The sequence below is a fragment of the Klebsiella oxytoca NBRC 105695 genome, assembly GCF_001598695.1.
Taxonomy (GTDB): Bacteria; Pseudomonadota; Gammaproteobacteria; order Enterobacterales; family Enterobacteriaceae; genus Klebsiella; species Klebsiella oxytoca.
Window position 1 is genome coordinate 134225 of the sequence record NZ_BCZK01000007.1, and the last position, 16164, is coordinate 150388.

Sequence of the window (16164 nt, forward strand, 5' to 3'; positions counted from 1 at the left end):
AGGGCGCTTTAAATATCATCATTTCATCTGGCTGCTTTTTTTCGTGATCAATTCCACAGTTAGCTAATTAAAAAGCCATTCATTAACAATTTGGTCACATTGCTGCTTGACGAAAGATACATCGCTTTTATATTGACCGTATTAAATAAGAAACAGAGTTTCATATATGAAACAAAGCCCGGAGGAATGCGATGAGCTGGATTGGCGTGTGTGACGCGGAGCAAGTACAGGAAGATTTCCCCTATAGCGGCAGTATCGACGGTAAAGAAATCGGTATCTATCTGATTGATGGCGAATATTACGCGCTGGAAGACGTTTGTCCCCATGCGTATGCGCTGCTGAGCCAGGGCTTTGTCGAAGATGGCAAGGTGGAGTGCCCGCTGCATGAAGCGGTATTCGACGTCAAAACCGGCCAGTGTCTGCACGGCCCCGGCGGGCGCAACCTGCATCGCTACCCGGTGCGGGTATACGACAAGCAGATCCAGATTTCTTTTATCGAGGAGAACGTGGCATGAGCGAAACCCTGGACTTTAACCCGGCGCTGCCGGAAAGCCGTCAGTTTACGCCGCCGGTGGAAGGCGGAAACGGCAACATTCACAAACCCGGCGACTACACCAATCTGATCTGGCAAACCCGCAGCCGGGTGCCGGAAAGCTGGGAGCTACAGCTTATCGCCACCCTCGAGACGCTCTTTGAACAGGGCGCAGAAAGCCTCGGTGAGCTGGTGAACGGCCTGAACGGCGTCAGAATGCACGACCAGCAGGGGGAACCGTGGAGCGAGAGCAGCTTCCAGGCATTTCTGCAGGTAAACGGATACTGAGGACACAGCGATGACAACAACGGTACAAAACTATCTTGATAAAGGATTACGCGGCCTGTGGTATCCGGTGCTGGCGAGCTGGGAAGTGCAGTCGGCGCCGGTGGGGATTACCCGCCTCGGCGAACAGATTGTGGTCTGGCGCAATAAAGATGGCCAGGTGCAGGCGCTGGAAGACCGCTGCCCGCATCGCGGCGCGCGCCTGTCGATGGGCTGGAACCTGGGCGATCGCATTGCCTGCTGGTATCACGGCGTGGAAGTGGCCGGTAACGGCGAAGTGAAAGACGTCCCGGCGGTTGACCGCTGCCCGCTGGTGGGTCAGCAGTGCGTTCGCAGCTACAGCGTTCAGGAAGCGCATGGCGCCATTTTCCTGTGGTTTGGCGTCACCGCCGACCAGCAGCCTGATGAGCTGAGCTTTCCGGAAGAGCTGGCCAATAGCGACAAATTTAGCCACTTCCTGTGTACCGCAGCGTGGAAATGCAACTACCAGTACGCGCTGGAAAACGTGATGGACCCGATGCACGGCACCTATCTTCACTCCTCCTCGCACTCGATGGCGGAAGGCGATCGCAAAGCCGACATGGTGCTGCAGCCGACGAAAACCGGGTTTATTTTTGAGAAGAAAGGGCAGGTTGGCGTTAACTTCGACTGGGTCGAACTGGGCAGCAGCGGGGCCTACTGGATGCGCCTCTCTATTCCGTACAAAAAGCGCTTCGGGCCGGGCGGCCACTTCTGGATTGTCGGCATGGTGGTGCCGGAAGATAACGACAACTGCCGCGTCTTCTTCTGGCGCATCCGCGGCGTACAGGGCTGGCAGCGCGATCTATGGCGATTTATGTACCGCAACCGCCTGGAAAAACTGCACTGGGAAGTGCTCGAACAGGATCGCGTGGTGCTGGAAAGCCTGGCGCCGAATGCCCGCGATCGCGAATATCTTTATCAGCACGACGTCGGCCTTTCCCGCCTGCGCCGCATGATGCAGAAAGCGGCAAAAGAGCAGTTGGCGGCCCTGGAAGAGCAGCAGGGAGCCGCCTGATGAACGGTCTGTTGAACGGAAAACGTATCGTCGTCACCGGCGCGGCGCGCGGCCTGGGCTATCACTTCGCCGAAGCCTGTGCCGGGCAGGGCGCGGCGGTAGTGATGTGCGACATTCTTCGGGGCGAACTGGCGGAAAGCGCTCATCGTCTGCAGGAAAAGGGCTACTGCATTGAATCCCATGAGATCGATCTCGCCGATAGCGAGTCGATCGACCGGGTATTCAGCGCTATCGGCGAGCGGGGGGCGATCGACGGGTTAGTGAATAATGCGGCGATGGCCACCGGCGTCGGCGGGAAAAACATGCTCGATTACGATCCGGATCTGTGGGATCGGGTGATGACGGTTAACGTCAAAGGCACCTGGCTGGTGACCCGCGCGGCGGTGCCGCTGCTGCGTGAAGGGGCCGGGATCGTCAATGTCGCTTCGGATACCGCTCTGTGGGGAGCGCCGCGGCTGATGGCCTACGTGGCCAGTAAAGGTGCGGTGATCGCGATGACCCGCTCGATGGCCCGCGAACTGGGGGAGAAACGGATCCGCATAAACGCCATCGCGCCGGGGCTGACCCGCGTTGAGGCGACGGAATACGTGCCCGCGGAACGCCATCAGCTGTATGAAAACGGTCGCGCGCTCAGCGGCGCGCAGCAGCCGGAAGACGTCACCGGCAGCGTAGTCTGGCTGCTCAGCGATCTGTCGCGGTTTATCACCGGCCAGCTGATCCCGGTCAACGGCGGTTTTGTTTTTAACTAATAAGTGAGGCGGTATGGCGAACGAGCAGGAAGTGAAGTATCTGGTGCCGGGGCTTGAGCGCGGCCTGCAGCTGCTGCTGGCTTTTGGCGAACAGCATCGCGATCTGACCTTCGCCGAGCTGCACCGGCTGGTGGATATGCCGAAAGCGACCGCCTATCGCGTGGTGCAAACGCTGGAGTATATGGGCTTTCTCGAACGCAACGCGCGCACCAATACCTTTTCGCTGGGGATGAACGTGCTGCGGCTGGGCTTTGAATATATTGCCTCGCTGGATATCGCCCAGGTAGGTCAGCCGGTTATCGAGCAGTTGCGTGATGTCAGCCAGTGCAGCAGCCATCTGGCAATCCGCGATGGCCGGGACATCATCTACATCGCTCGCGTCAGCGCGGCCGGTTCGCGGATAAACCAGGTCAGCGTCGGCACCCGGCTGCCGGTGCACTGCACCTCGCTGGGCCGCATGCTGCTGACCGATGTTTCACGCAGCGAGTTTGAACAGCTGTTCCCCAACGAGCGGCTGCCGGGCAACACCCCGGGCCAGCTGCACGATCGCGAAGCGCTGTGGCAGATGGTGCAGCAGGATAAAGCCCGCGGCTATGTGATTGGCGAGTCTTTCTTTCGCCACGGCATTTCGTCGATTGTCTACCCGGTGTATGACCGCAGCGGCCGGGTGGCGGGAGTCGTTAGTATCCTGGTGCCCTCCGATGAGATCCCGCAAAGCGATCGCGAGCGGCTGCAGAACGACGTCAGCCTGGCGGCGGACAAAATTTCCGGTTTCCTGGGATATTTGTCTCAGGCAAGTTAAATCAAACACTTAACGGCAGGCGCTTGAGTGCGTCGGGCATGTTTTACGCCCAAATTCGGGCGACTGAACGGTAAAGAGGCGACGAAAAATGAGTATTACCGGAATTGAAAAGCTGGAATTTGGCGTAGATGACCTGAACCATAGCGCCAAATTTATGCACGATTTTGGCCTGGCTGGCGACGCCAGCGGCCGCGTGTTCACCACCCTCAGCGGCGCGCGCATTGAGCTTAACCCTTTGGAGGCTGCCGACCTGCCGCCGGCTTTTGAAACCGGCAATACGCTGCGCCGTATGACCTGGGGCGTAGCGGACCAGGCGGCGCTGGAAGCGCTGCGTCCAAAGCTGGAACGTCAGCCTGGCTTCCGCAGGGTCGACGGCGCGCTGGAGTGCCTCGACCCGAACGGCATGACGCTGCGAGTGCAGGTCAGCCAGCAAAAGGCGGTGGAGCTGAACGTCGAGCCAATTAATCAGTGGGGCGATATTCGTCGTATCGACACGCCGAGTCCGGTTTACGACCACGCGCAGCCGATCAACGTCGGCCACGTGGTGTTCTTCGTTGAAGAGCTGGCGGCGGTCGAAAGCTTCTATCGCGAGGTGCTCGGCTTCCAGGTGTCAGACCGCTACATTAACCGCGCGGTCTTCCTGCGCTGCGGCGCGCGCGGTGGCCATCACAACCTCTTCCTGCTGCAGCTGCCGAACCGTAAGCGCGGGCTGAATCATGTTGCTTTCACCGTCCGCGATATTCACGAGGTGATCGGCGGCGGCATCGCGATGAACAAAAATGCCTGGAGCACTTTCATCGGCCCCGGTCGCCACCCGGTCTCCTCGGCCTACTTCTGGTACGTCAACAGCCCCACCGGCGGCGCCTTCGAGTACTACACCAACGATGATTATCTGACGGAAAACTGGCAGCCGCGCGAACTGGAGCACTCGTTGGTCTCCTTTACCGAGTGGGCGGTGGAAGGCGGAATCGACCACGATACCCGCCGCCAGCAGAAAAAAACGGAGGCGGTATGACGGCGCGGATCGTGATAGTCGGCGGCGGCCAGGCGGGCGGCTGGGCGGCGAAAACGCTGCGCGACCAGGGCTTCGGGGGCGAGATTTGCGTAGTGGCGGAAGAGGAATGGGATTTCTATGAACGGCCGCCGCTGTCCAAAGCCGCGTTGCTGGATACCGATGCGCAGCTACCGCGCTTGTTTTCGCACGAGGCGCAGCAGGCGCTGAACCTGACCTGGTACCGTCCGCTGCGTGCAGAGCGGATTGACCGACTAGCTAAAACGGTGATTTTAAGCAACGGCGAACGCCTGAGTTACAACGTCCTTTTAATCGCCACCGGGGGGCGAGCGCGTCTACCGGACGAGTCGTGGGCGGCGCATCCCCAGGTTTATACCCTGCGTCACTGGCAGGATGCGCAGCGTCTGAAAAGTCGTCTGGCGGCAAGTCAAAAACTGGCGATAGTCGGCGGCGGCTGGATTGGCCTTGAGATTGCCGCTTCGGCGCGCAAATGCGGCGTGGCCGTAACCCTTTATGAGCAGCAGCCAGCATTGTGCATGCGTTCGGTGAGCGCGGAAGTTTCGCAGGCGCTGGCGCAGATGCACCGCGAGCAGGGTGTCGATATTCGCTGCGGCTGCGGCGCGCTGGAGCTGGAAGAGGATAACGCTCTGCCAACGCTGCACTGCGACGGCCGGCGGGAAACCTTCGATGCGGTGGTGGTGGGGATCGGGGTCGATCTTAATCTCGAACTGGCGCGCGACGCGGGGCTGAAAACCGAGCGCGGGATCGTTGTGGATAGCCAGGGGCGAACGTCGGATCCGTTCATCTTTGCTGCCGGGGATGTGGCGCAGCATCATCACTACGGCCTGTGCATCCAGTCCTGGGCCTTCGCCCAGAATCAGGCGGTGGCGACGGCAAAAGCGATGCTCAACCCCGATGCGCCAGGCTACGACGACGCGCCGTGGCTGTGGTCGGATCAATATCAGCACAATATCCAGATCCTCGGTATTCCGCAGCCGGGCAGCAGAACGATAGCGCGTGAAGATTCGCTGTACTTCTCGCTGGACGAAAACGGGCGGCTGACGCAGCTGGTGGCGTTTAATGATGCGCGCACCGTCAAGCTGGCGAAGCGCTGGATGGCGGCGGGGAGGGATCTTTCCGATGTCCCGCTCGCCGACCCGGCTTTTTCACTGATGTCGTTGCGATAGCTAACCCGCACCCTTAAGGGGGAGAAATGACCACATTAGAGACTAACGCCGCGCCTGCTGAGGCGAGCGGCGAGGGCATCCGCACGCCTGAAAAAGCGGTTCGCTGGGCCATTCCGCTGTCGCTGCTGGCCTGCGTACTGCTGGCGTTCTTCGACAAAATCAGCATCGCCGCGCTGTTTTCCGATAGCCACTTCCAGCAGGCGATGGGGATCGATTTCGACACCACCCGTCTGGGCATACTGATGAGCGCTTTCCTGCTGAGCTATGGATTCTCTTCGGTGCTGCTAAGCGGCCTGGGCGACCGTATTGCGCCGCTGCGCCTGCTTACCGGAATGATGGCGGTGTGGTGCGTTTTGATGCTGGTGATGGGCTTTACCCATAACTATACGCTGATGGTGACGCTGCGAATTTTGCTGGGTATCGCCGAAGGGCCGCTGTTCCCGCTGGCGTTTGCTATCGTGCGCCATACCTTTCCCCAGCATTTGCAGGCGCGCGCCACCATGCTCTGGCTGCTCGGGACGCCGGTCGGCGCGGCGATTGGCTTCCCGCTATCGATTTGGCTGCTCAACACCTTCGGCTGGCAGAGCACCTTCTTTGTAATGGCGATGCTGACGGTACCGGTACTGATTTTTGTGCGCATCGGGCTGCGCGGCATCACGCTGGAGGCAAAAGCCAGCGGCGGGCAAACGTCGCAGGAGGCACGCCGCAGCGCGCGCCGCGAGCTGTTTGTCAGCCCGCACTTCTGGATGATCTGCATCTTCAACATCGCCTTTCTCGCCTATCTGTGGGGCATCAACGGCTGGCTGCCCGGCTACCTGATTAAGGGTAAAGGCATTCATCTCGAACACGCCGGCTGGCTGTCGTCGATGCCGTTTATCGCCATGCTGCTCGGCGAAATCATCGGCGCCTGGCTGTCTGACCGCGTCGATAAGCGCGCCGCCGCCTGCTTTATTTCCCTGGCGGGCGCAGGCATTGGCCTGGCGGCGGTGATGCATTTCACCACCCCGCTGCCGGTGATTGCGGCGATGAGCTTTAGCACCTTTATGTGGGGGACCGGCGCGCCGAATATCTTTGCGCTGCTGGCCAAGGCAACCCATCCGCGAGTCAGCGCCACGGCGGGCGGGATTTTCAACGGGCTGGGAAACTTTGCCGGGGCGCTATCGCCGGCGGTGATGGGCGCGCTGATCGCCTTCACCCACAGCATGGATTCCGGGCTGATTTTTCTGGCGGTGATGGCGGCGGTGGGCTGCGTCCTGTTACTGCCGCTGCTAAGACGTTACTGAGGATAAAACGATGACTGATTCAACCGTAACTGCAAAACCGAGTCTCAAACCTGAACATCTGACGATGGAAGAGTGGGTCGAGTCGCGTATCGCGCGCTTTGAAGGCCGTAAATACGACTGGAATGCGCTGAAGTTCCAGGCAGATTTTGACCCGAAATATCGTCGCGCGCAGATGCGCTACATTGGCACCGGCGCGACCGGCGTCGCCAGCGATAGCAATACCGTCCAGGCGGAACACTTTACCTTCTCCACCATGGTACTGCCGTCCAAGTGCGAAGGCCCCCTGCACCTGCATGATGATGTGGAAGAGGTGTTCTTCATGCTCAAAGGGCAGATCACCCTGATGATTCAGGATGGCGACAACTACACCGAGACCGTTCTGCGCGAACGCGATCTGATTTCTGTTCCTGCCGGGATTTATCGCGGGCTATTCAACCACGGCGAGGAAGAAGCGCTGATGTGCGTGATGCTCGGTACGCCAAAGCCGCATATTCCGACCTACCCGGAAGATCATCCGCTGTCGAAAGTGAAGCGTAGCTAAGGGGGGATGATGACGGGTTTTCGTGAACAAGGAAGCGGTACGCCGCTGACGCTGCTGCACGGCATCAGTTCCGGCGCGGCCTCCTGGCATAAACAGATGGCGCTTCCCGGCTACCGCGTGCTGGCCTGGGATATGCCCGGTTATGGCGAAAGCCCGATGCTTGCGACGGCGAGGGCGGATGCCGGCGCCTACGCCGATGCGCTGGCGCGGATGCTTGACCGCGCCGGGGTGCAGAAAACCGTTCTGCTCGGCCATTCGCTGGGCGCGCTGGTCGCCGCCGCTTTCGCCGCCAGATATCCCCAGCGCGTGCGGTATCTGGTGCTGGCCGACGTCGCCCAGGGCTACGGCCAGGCGGAGGCCGCGCAGCGGGAAAAAATCTGGCAGGGACGTCAGCAGCAAATGGCTCTGGGCGGCGAGGCGATGGCCGAGGGGCGGGCGGCGAAGCTGCTGCGCGCCGGCGCGCGCGAAGCCGATGTGGCGACGGTCGCGGCAGGCATGCGCAGGCTGCGCAGTGAAGGCTATCTCGCCGCCGCCTGGATGCTGGCGCACGACGACATCCACCGCTGGCTTGCCGGGTATCGCGGCCGCTTCGCCGTGTGGTGCGGCGAGCAGGATGCCATCACCCAGCCCGAGCTGGTGCAAGGGGTGGCGCTACGCTACGGCATGCCGTATCTCGCCATCCCGCAGGCCGGGCACGCCAGCTATCTCGATAACGCTACGTTTTTTAACCAACAGCTTTTACGCATAGGGGAAGAGGTGCGCGATGAATGCACAAATTGAAGGACGCGTCGCGGTGGTCACCGGCGGCTCGTCAGGGATTGGCTTCGAAACGCTGCGCCTGCTATTGGGCGAAGGGGCGAAAGTCGCCTTTTGCGGCCGCAACCCGGACCGGCTGGCCAGCGCTCACGCGGCGCTGTTAAACGAATATCCCGCAGGAGACGTGTTTTCCTGGCGCTGCGACGTTCTGAACGAACAAGAGGTTCAGGCCTTTGCAGATGCGGTCGGGGCCCACTTTGGCGGCGCTGACATGCTGATAAACAATGCTGGCCAGGGCTATGTCGCCCATTTCGCCGATACGCCGCGCGAGGCCTGGCTGCACGAAGCCGAACTGAAGCTGTTCGGGGTGATTAATCCGGTCAGGGCGTTCCAGCCGCAGCTTGAACGGTCGGACATCGCTTCAATTACCTGCGTGAACTCGCTGCTGGCGCTGCAGCCGGAAGAGCACATGATCGCCACCTCAGCCGCCCGCGCCGCGCTGCTTAATATGACGCTGACCCTGTCGAAGGATCTGATTGGCAAAGGGATTCGCGTCAATTCCATTCTGCTGGGCATGGTCGAATCCGGGCAGTGGCAGCGCCGTTTTGCAGACCGCAGCGATAAGAGCCAGAGCTGGTCAGAGTGGACCGCCGACATCGCCCGTAAGCGCGGGATCCCGATGGCGCGGCTTGGCAAACCACAGGAACCGGCGCAGGCGCTGCTGTTTCTCGCTTCGCCGCTGGCTTCGTTTACCACCGGCGCGGCGCTGGATGTGTCCGGCGGCTTTTGCCGTCACCTGTAAGGAAAGATGATGAAAAAGGTGATGTTAATCGGCTATGGCGCGATGGCGCAGGCGGTCATTGAGCGGTTACCGCCGCAGGTGTCGCTGGGCTGGATCGTGGCTCGCGAGCCGCATCATGCGGCGATCCGCCAGCAGTTTGCCGGGGCGGTTACGCCGCTGAGCGATCCGCAGCAGTGCGATCGGACGCCGGATCTGGTGCTTGAATGCGCCAGCCAGCAGGCGGTAGCGCAGTACGCCGAGGCGGTGCTGGCCCGCGGCTGGCATCTGGCGGTGATCTCCACCGGCGCGCTGGCGGATAGCGAACTGGAACAGCGCCTTCGCCAGGCGGGCGGCAAGCTCACGCTGCTGGCGGGCGCGATAGCCGGTATTGATGGCCTGGCGGCGGCGAAAGAGGGCGGCCTTGAGCGCGTGACCTATCAGTCGCGTAAAAGCCCGGCCAGCTGGCGCGGCAGCTACGCTGAGCAGCTTATCGATCTCAGCGCGGTACATGAAACGCGCATTTTCTTTGAAGGCAGCGCCCGCGAAGCGGCGCGGCTGTTTCCGGCGAATGCCAACGTGGCGGCGACCGTGGCGCTGGGCGGTATTGGTCTCGATGCCACCCGGGTGCAGCTGATGGTGGATCCGACGACCCAACGCAACACCCATACGCTGCACGCCGAAGGACTGTTCGGCGAGTTTCACCTGGAGCTGAGCGGTCTGCCGCTCGCCAGCAATCCCAAAACGTCGACCCTGGCGGCACTGAGCGCGGTACGCGCCTGCTGCGAACTGACATAACGCAGAGAGGCTGAGATGGACGAGTTAGACATTTTTATCGGCGGCCAGTGGCGGCGCGGCGGCGGCAACCTGATGCACAGCCGCTTTCCGGCGGATGGATCGCTTAACGCTTCATTATATGCGGCCAGCCTGGACGACCTGCAGGAGGCGATCGACTGCGCCGATCGCGCATGGCGGGAACCGACGTGGCGGACCATGCTGCCGCATCAGCGGGCAAAGATCCTGCATAACGTCGCCGATCTGATTGAAGCGCAAATTGACGAGTTAACCCGTAAACAGAGCCGCGACAACGGTAAACCGCTGGCGGAAGCGCGGGGCCTGGTCATGAGCGCGGCGGGCACCGCGCGCTATTTTGCCGCCGCCTGCGAACTGCTGGAAGGCGAGCTGCCGACGCCGCGTCAGGCGGATCTGCTGACCTTGAGCCGCTATGAACCGCTGGGCGTAGTGGCGGCGATTACGCCGTGGAACTCGCCCATCGCCAGCGAAATGCAGAAGGTGGCTCCGGCCATCGCCGCCGGTAACGCGGTGATCCTCAAGCCGGCGGAAGCGACGCCGCTGATGGCGCTGGAGCTGGCGAAGATTTTTGCACAGGCCGGATTACCTCCCGGGCTGCTGAGCGTTCTGCCCGGAAAAGGCTCGGTCATTGGCGATGCGCTGGCTCGCCATCCTAAGGTGCGCAAAATTTCCTTTACCGGCGGTACCGCTACCGGGCGGCATCTGGCGCACGTGGCGGCGGAAAAGCTGATCCCGGCGTCGCTGGAGCTGGGCGGAAAATCGCCAACTATTGTGCTGGAAGATGCCGACATCGAACAGGCGGCGCGGGGCATCTGCTACGGCATATTCAGCTCCGGCGGCCAGGCCTGTATCGCCGGATCGCGTCTGTTCATTGATGAAAAAGTCTATCCGCAATTAATGGCCCGCCTGCTGGAATTAACCCGAGGGCTGCGGGTGGGCCACCCGTTTAGCGGGGATACCCACGTCGGACCGCTGATTAACGATAAGCATCGTCAGAGCGTGCTGGAGTATGTCGAGCTGGCGAAGCGCGAAGGCGGTAGCGTGCTGTGCGGCGGCGAGATCCCGGCGGATCCGGCGCTGGCGGCGGGCAGCTACTTCCTGCCGACGATCGTCGAGGGACTCAACAACCGGGCTCGCGTCTGTCAGGAAGAGATCTTTGGGCCGGTACTGGTGGCGATGCGCTTTCGCGACGAAGCGGCGCTGATCCGCGAGGCCAATGATTCGGTGTTCGGGCTGGCCGCGGGGATCTGGACGCGCGATACCGGCCGCGCCCTGCGCCTGAGCGAACAGCTGGAGGCCGGTACGGTGTGGATCAACACCTACAAGGTTTTCTCTATTTCCACCCCGTTTGGGGGATTTAAAGAGAGCGGTCTGGGCCGCGAAAAAGGTATCCAGGGCCTGAAGGCCTGGATGCAGCAGAAGAGTATTTATCTGGCGACGGGTAATAGCGTCAACCACTGGTGTGATTGAGAGAAGGGTGAGCAATGAGTGAAATGATAACCGTCGGCGACGCCATCGCCAGAACGCTGGAGCAGTATCACGTTGAAGCCATATATGGCGTCATTTCTATTCACAATCTGCCGATCGCCGATGCCGTCGGCCAGCGGGAAAAAATCCGCTTCGTCCCGGCGCGCGGGGAGGCGGGATCGGTGACCATGGCCGACGCCCACGGGCGTTTTTCCGGGCTCGGCGTGGCGCTGACCAGCACCGGCGCCGGGGCGGGCAACGCCGTCGGCGCGTTGGTTGAGGCAATGAACGCCGGCACGCCGCTGCTGCACCTGACCGGTCAGGTCGAAAAGGCCTGGCTGGATGCCGACACCGGGTTTATTCACGAAACCCGCGATCAGCTGACCTTCCTGAAAGCCAGCTCAAAGCGCGCATACCGTATCAGTAACGCCAATCAGGCGGTAGCGCTCCTGCATAAAGCGATTCAGGATGCGCAAACGCCGCCGTGCGGTCCGGTCTCGGTTGAAATTCCGATCGATATTCAAAGCGTGAAAATTCCGCTTTCGCTGCTGACCGCGCCGCTGAAAACGCCACCGGTGGCGGAAGCTGAAGAGGCAATGGTTGATGCGCTGTGGGCGCAGCTTAAGCAGGCGAAGCGGCCGCTGCTGTGGCTCGGCGGCGGCGCTTTAGAGAGCTGCGAGGCGGTGAAGACGCTGGCCGATGCCGGGATGACGGTGATTTCCAGCACCCATGGCCGCGGTATTCTGCCGGATAGCCACCGCGCCAGCCTGCGCGCATTTCACAATTCCCCATCGGTTGAAGCGTTGATTTCACAATGTGATTTCACACTTGTCGCTGGTTCACGTCTGCGCAGTAACGAAACGCGCTCATGGACGCTGGAACTGCCCGCGCCGCGGGTACAGATTGATATCGACCCGGCGGCGGCCAGCCGTAACTATCTGATGGACAATACGCTGGTGGCGGACTGCAGCGCGTTTTTAGACGCGCTGGCGGAACGAGCGCAGGGGCGAATATGGGGCGACGCGCGCTGGGATAGCCAAATAAAAGAAGCGGTGGCGATGGCGGAGCAGGGGCTGCGCGAACAGTGCGGTGATTACGCCAGATTAAATGACGCTATCGCGCAGGCGCTGCCGGAGAACGGTATCCTGGTTCGCGATATTACCGTGTCCGGCAGCCTGTGGGGGAGCCGCCTGTTTCGCGCCCACGGTCCGCTGATGAATATTCATTCTCTGGCCGGTGCTATCGGTATGGGGCTGCCGATGGCGATCGGCACCGCAATTGCTAATCCGCAGCGTAAAGTGGTGGGGCTGGTCGGCGACGGCGGACTGAGCCTGAACCTCGGCGAGCTGGCGACGTTGGCACAGGAGAAGGCTAACGTGACGCTGCTGATTATGAATGACGGCGGCTACGGCGTGATGCGCGGTATTCAGGATAAGTACTTTGGCGGCCGCCAGTATTATAACGAGCTGCATACGCCGGACTTTACGCTGCTGGCGCAGGCCATCGGTCTGCAGGCCTGGAGCGTCGATCGGGCGGATGATTTCCAGGCGGTGATGACTGAAGCGCTGGCGATGCCGGGGCCGTCGGTGGTGGAAGTGAAGATGGGCCAGATCGGCGCGCTGCGTTTTGCCGGGCCGCCGCAAAAGACGCTGTACTAATCTGCCGGCGAGCCCGCATGCCGCCTCCGGGGAAAACGCCCGGCTAGAGGGCCCAAACCCTCTCCTTACCGGGAGAGGGGGGACTCCGCAAGGCGTTCCTCTTCACTATAAACAGTGAGAGTCCGCCGGGGCTTACTTAATCCCGTCGGCCTTCATGCGATCGCGGATATGCTGAGCGCGTTCTTCCGATGCCGGGTGGTCATCAAACATTGAGCTTTGGCGTCCGGCTTCCAGCTTCGCCAGTTTTTCGAAGCTGGTCGCGAGGCCCGCAGGATTAATTCCGCGTTTGCGCAGCAGATCGTACGAGTAGTCATCCGCCTCGGACTCCTGACGCTGGGAGAACTGTGAGTTCACCAGCTTCTCGCCAAGATCGCCCAGCTGCGACTGCGACAGGCTGCCGACGATACCGCCAGCGGAGGCCGCCGCCGCGCGTACCGCGTTGGTGCCTAATGCCACCTGCATGCCTTTCTTCACATGGCCCAGCGCGACGTGACCCATTTCGTGGCCGATAACCGCTTCGACTTCATTATCATTCATCAAATCCATCAGTCCGCTGTAAACGCGGATACAGCCGTTAGCCATGGCGAAGGCGTTAACGTCCTTGGTCTGGTACACTTTATAGTTCACCGGCTGGCCGTTGATGTTGTCCCCCAGCGCGGCGGCGATTTTACTCAGACGTTTGCTGTATTCACTGCTGGCAGGCGCGATAGTCGCTTTCGCATCCATCTCCTGACAGGCTTTGTCGCTTAGGGCTTTGACCTGCTCATCGCTGAGTGAATAAGCCTGGAAAGCTTCTGCGCCGGAGCTAAGCAGACCATTGGAGTCCATGTTCTGACATCCGGTAAGCGTTGCTGCGATCCCAAGGGCAAGAAGAGCTGAGCGAATTTTCATTTTTTTATCATCCACAATCTTATGGTTCTTTATCCGAAAAAACGGCGATGGCTGACCTGCCGTATCCTGTGCAAATTATAAATACTATATGAGAATGCGGGCGAGAGGATTACGCCGTAGCACAACGTGTTCCAGAGATTTCTTAAACGGTAAAAGGATGCTCCATGTACATGCTTTGCCGCTTAGGTTACATTGTTCACACTTTTTTCCGGCGTAGCCCAAAACGCGCTGTCGTCAAGTCGCTGCGGGCATGGCCTTCATTATCCGATCTGGAGTCAAAATGTCCTCACGTAAAGAGCTTGCTAACGCTATTCGTGCGCTGAGCATGGACGCAGTACAGAAAGCCAAATCCGGCCACCCGGGTGCCCCGATGGGTATGGCTGACATTGCCGAAGTCCTGTGGCGTGATTTCCTGAACCATAATCCGCAGAACCCGTCCTGGGCCGATCGCGACCGCTTCGTGCTGTCCAACGGTCACGGCTCGATGCTGATCTACAGCCTGCTGCACCTCACCGGCTACGATCTGCCAATCGAAGAGCTGAAGAACTTCCGTCAGCTGCACTCCAGAACCCCGGGCCACCCGGAAGTGGGCTACACCGCGGGCGTGGAAACCACTACCGGACCGCTGGGGCAGGGCATTGCGAATGCGGTGGGGATGGCGATTGCGGAGAAAACCCTGGCGGCGCAGTTCAACCGCCCGGGCCACGACATTGTTGACCACTTCACTTATGCGTTCATGGGCGACGGCTGCATGATGGAAGGTATCTCTCACGAGGTATGCTCCCTGGCCGGTACCCTGAAACTGGGCAAGCTGGTGGCGTTCTATGACGACAACGGCATCTCCATCGACGGTCACGTCGAAGGCTGGTTCACCGATGACACCGCGAAGCGCTTTGAAGCCTACGGCTGGCACGTGGTGCGCGGCGTTGACGGTCACGATGCTGACTCGATTAAACGCGCGGTGGAAGAAGCGCGTGCGGTCACCGACAAACCGTCCCTGCTGATGTGCAAAACCATCATCGGTTTCGGTTCGCCGAACAAAGCTGGTACCCACGACTCCCACGGCGCGCCGCTGGGCGACGCGGAAATCGCGCTGACCCGCGAAGCGCTCGGCTGGAAACACCCGGCGTTTGAAATTCCGTCTGAAATCTATGCCCAGTGGGATGCGAAAGAAGCCGGTCAGGCGAAAGAGTCCGCGTGGAACGAGAAATTCGCCGCCTACGCCAGAGCCTTCCCGCAGGAAGCAGCAGAATTCACCCGCCGTATGAAAGGCGAGATGCCGGCTGATTTCGACGCGAAAGCGAACGAATTCATCGCGAAGCTGCAGGCTAACCCGGCGAAAATCGCCAGCCGTAAAGCGTCGCAGAACGCCATTGAAGCCTTCGGCCCGCTGCTGCCTGAGTTCCTCGGCGGCTCCGCTGACCTGGCGCCAAGTAACCTGACCCTGTGGTCCGGCTCTAAGGCCATCAACGAAGACGCTGCCGGTAACTATATCCACTACGGCGTGCGTGAATTCGGCATGACCGCGATTGCCAACGGTATCGCCCTGCACGGCGGCTTCCTGCCGTACACCTCCACCTTCCTGATGTTCGTGGAATATGCGCGTAACGCGGTACGTATGGCGGCGCTGATGAAGCAGCGTCAGGTGATGGTCTACACCCACGACTCCATCGGTCTGGGCGAAGACGGCCCGACGCACCAGCCGGTTGAGCAGGTGGCTTCCCTGCGCGTCACCCCGAACATGTCCACATGGCGTCCGTGCGACCAGGTGGAATCCGCCATCGCGTGGAAATACGGCGTAGAGCGTCAGGACGGCCCGACCGCGCTGATCCTCTCCCGTCAGAACCTGGCGCAGCAGGAGCGCACCGAAGAGCAGCTGGCGAACGTCGCCCGCGGCGGCTACGTGCTGAAAGACTGCGCGGGCCAGCCGGAGCTGATCTTCATCGCCACCGGCTCTGAAGTGGAGCTGGCGGTTGCCGCTTACGAAAAACTGACTGCCGAAGGCGTGAAGGCGCGCGTGGTTTCCATGCCGTCCACCGATGCGTTCGACAAGCAGGATGCGGCTTACCGTGAAGCGGTGCTGCCGAAAGCGGTCTCTGCGCGCGTGGCCATCGAAGCGGGTATCGCCGACTACTGGTTCAAATACGTGGGCCTGAACGGCGCGATCGTTGGCATGACCACCTTCGGTGAGTCAGCGCCGGCGGAGCAGCTGTTTGAAGAGTTTGGCTTCACCGTGGACAACGTTGTCGCGAAAGCGAAAGCGCTGCTGTAGTCCTTTCCCCCTTCCCGGGGGCGGCGCGGTAAAGCCGCGCCTTGCCCGGGCTACGCGGCCAGCGCGGTCGGGTAGTCCGGACCGGTGCGCGGCACCGCCAGC

Annotated in this window: 16 protein-coding genes; 15 read left to right on the forward strand and 1 reads right to left on the reverse strand. The window is 60.9% G+C overall.

The genetic code is table 11. The annotated features are described in order from the left end of the window. Window positions 1-191 precede the first annotated feature (191 nt). The 14 genes from KO1_RS14045 (at window position 192) to KO1_RS14110 (ending at window position 12899) form a co-directional block, all read left to right on the forward strand. Window positions 192-515, forward strand: coding sequence for a Rieske (2Fe-2S) protein (locus KO1_RS14045; protein ID WP_004105687.1), 324 nt, complete (start codon window positions 192-194; stop codon window positions 513-515). Further along, complete coding sequence (locus tag KO1_RS14050) at window positions 512-820, forward strand: recombinase-like helix-turn-helix domain-containing protein (protein ID WP_017145434.1); 309 nt, start codon at window positions 512-514, stop codon at window positions 818-820. Before KO1_RS14045 ends, KO1_RS14050 begins: the two co-directional genes overlap by 4 nt. A gap of 10 nt (window positions 821-830) precedes the next feature. Further along, window positions 831-1853, forward strand: a complete 1023-nt coding sequence (locus KO1_RS14055) for a Rieske 2Fe-2S domain-containing protein (RefSeq protein WP_004115357.1) — start codon at window positions 831-833, stop codon at window positions 1851-1853. After that, window positions 1853-2602 carry an SDR family oxidoreductase gene (locus tag KO1_RS14060; RefSeq protein WP_016807911.1) on the forward strand — a complete coding sequence of 250 codons (750 nt, stop codon included), beginning with the start codon at window positions 1853-1855 and terminating at the stop codon, window positions 2600-2602. The genes KO1_RS14055 and KO1_RS14060 overlap by 1 nt, the downstream gene beginning before the upstream one ends. A gap of 13 nt (window positions 2603-2615) precedes the next feature. Further along, on the forward strand, window positions 2616-3404 hold the full coding sequence (locus KO1_RS14065) for an IclR family transcriptional regulator (protein WP_004105673.1): 789 nt from the start codon (window positions 2616-2618) through the stop codon (window positions 3402-3404). 88 nt (window positions 3405-3492) lie between these two features. Beyond that, a complete protein-coding gene (locus KO1_RS14070) occupies window positions 3493-4419 on the forward strand; it encodes a VOC family protein (RefSeq protein ID WP_016807910.1) in 927 nt (308 codons plus the stop codon). Further along, a complete protein-coding gene (locus tag KO1_RS14075) occupies window positions 4416-5603 on the forward strand; it encodes an NAD(P)/FAD-dependent oxidoreductase (RefSeq protein ID WP_016807909.1) in 1188 nt (395 codons plus the stop codon). The genes KO1_RS14070 and KO1_RS14075 overlap by 4 nt, the downstream gene beginning before the upstream one ends. 26 nt (window positions 5604-5629) lie before the next feature. Beyond that, window positions 5630-6886 (forward strand): MFS transporter, encoded by a 1257-nt coding sequence (locus KO1_RS14080; RefSeq protein ID WP_016807908.1) that lies wholly within the window; start codon window positions 5630-5632, stop codon window positions 6884-6886. A gap of 10 nt (window positions 6887-6896) precedes the next feature. Continuing rightward, window positions 6897-7427 carry a cupin domain-containing protein gene (locus KO1_RS14085; RefSeq protein ID WP_024274710.1) on the forward strand — a complete coding sequence of 177 codons (531 nt, stop codon included), beginning with the start codon at window positions 6897-6899 and terminating at the stop codon, window positions 7425-7427. Between the two features lie 9 nt (window positions 7428-7436). Next, the gene (locus KO1_RS14090) at window positions 7437-8207 is read left to right on the forward strand and encodes an alpha/beta fold hydrolase (protein ID WP_004105657.1); all 771 of its coding nucleotides are present in this window, start codon (window positions 7437-7439) and stop codon (window positions 8205-8207) included. Beyond that, window positions 8191-8985: an SDR family oxidoreductase gene (locus tag KO1_RS14095; RefSeq protein WP_023321627.1), complete on the forward strand. Its 795-nt coding sequence runs from the start codon at window positions 8191-8193 to the stop codon at window positions 8983-8985. Before KO1_RS14090 ends, KO1_RS14095 begins: the two co-directional genes overlap by 17 nt. Window positions 8986-8994: 9 nt before the next feature. Then, window positions 8995-9759, forward strand: a complete 765-nt coding sequence (locus KO1_RS14100) for an aspartate dehydrogenase (RefSeq protein ID WP_004115341.1) — start codon at window positions 8995-8997, stop codon at window positions 9757-9759. A gap of 15 nt (window positions 9760-9774) precedes the next feature. Next, window positions 9775-11244 (forward strand): aldehyde dehydrogenase, encoded by a 1470-nt coding sequence (locus KO1_RS14105; protein ID WP_023321626.1) that lies wholly within the window; start codon window positions 9775-9777, stop codon window positions 11242-11244. A 14-nt stretch (window positions 11245-11258) separates the two neighbouring features. After that, the gene (locus KO1_RS14110; RefSeq protein ID WP_017145437.1) at window positions 11259-12899 is read left to right on the forward strand and encodes a thiamine pyrophosphate-binding protein; all 1641 of its coding nucleotides are present in this window, start codon (window positions 11259-11261) and stop codon (window positions 12897-12899) included. A 132-nt stretch (window positions 12900-13031) separates the two neighbouring features. Here KO1_RS14110 and loiP read toward each other — a convergent pair whose 3' ends face one another. Continuing rightward, window positions 13032-13790 carry a metalloprotease LoiP gene (loiP, locus tag KO1_RS14115; protein WP_017145438.1) on the reverse strand — a complete coding sequence of 253 codons (759 nt, stop codon included), beginning with the start codon at window positions 13788-13790 and terminating at the stop codon, window positions 13032-13034. A 280-nt stretch (window positions 13791-14070) separates the two neighbouring features. Between loiP and tkt the strand changes: the two genes are divergently transcribed. Next, a complete protein-coding gene (gene tkt, locus KO1_RS14120) occupies window positions 14071-16062 on the forward strand; it encodes a transketolase (protein ID WP_023321623.1) in 1992 nt (663 codons plus the stop codon). The last annotated feature ends 102 nt before the right edge of the window (window positions 16063-16164 follow it).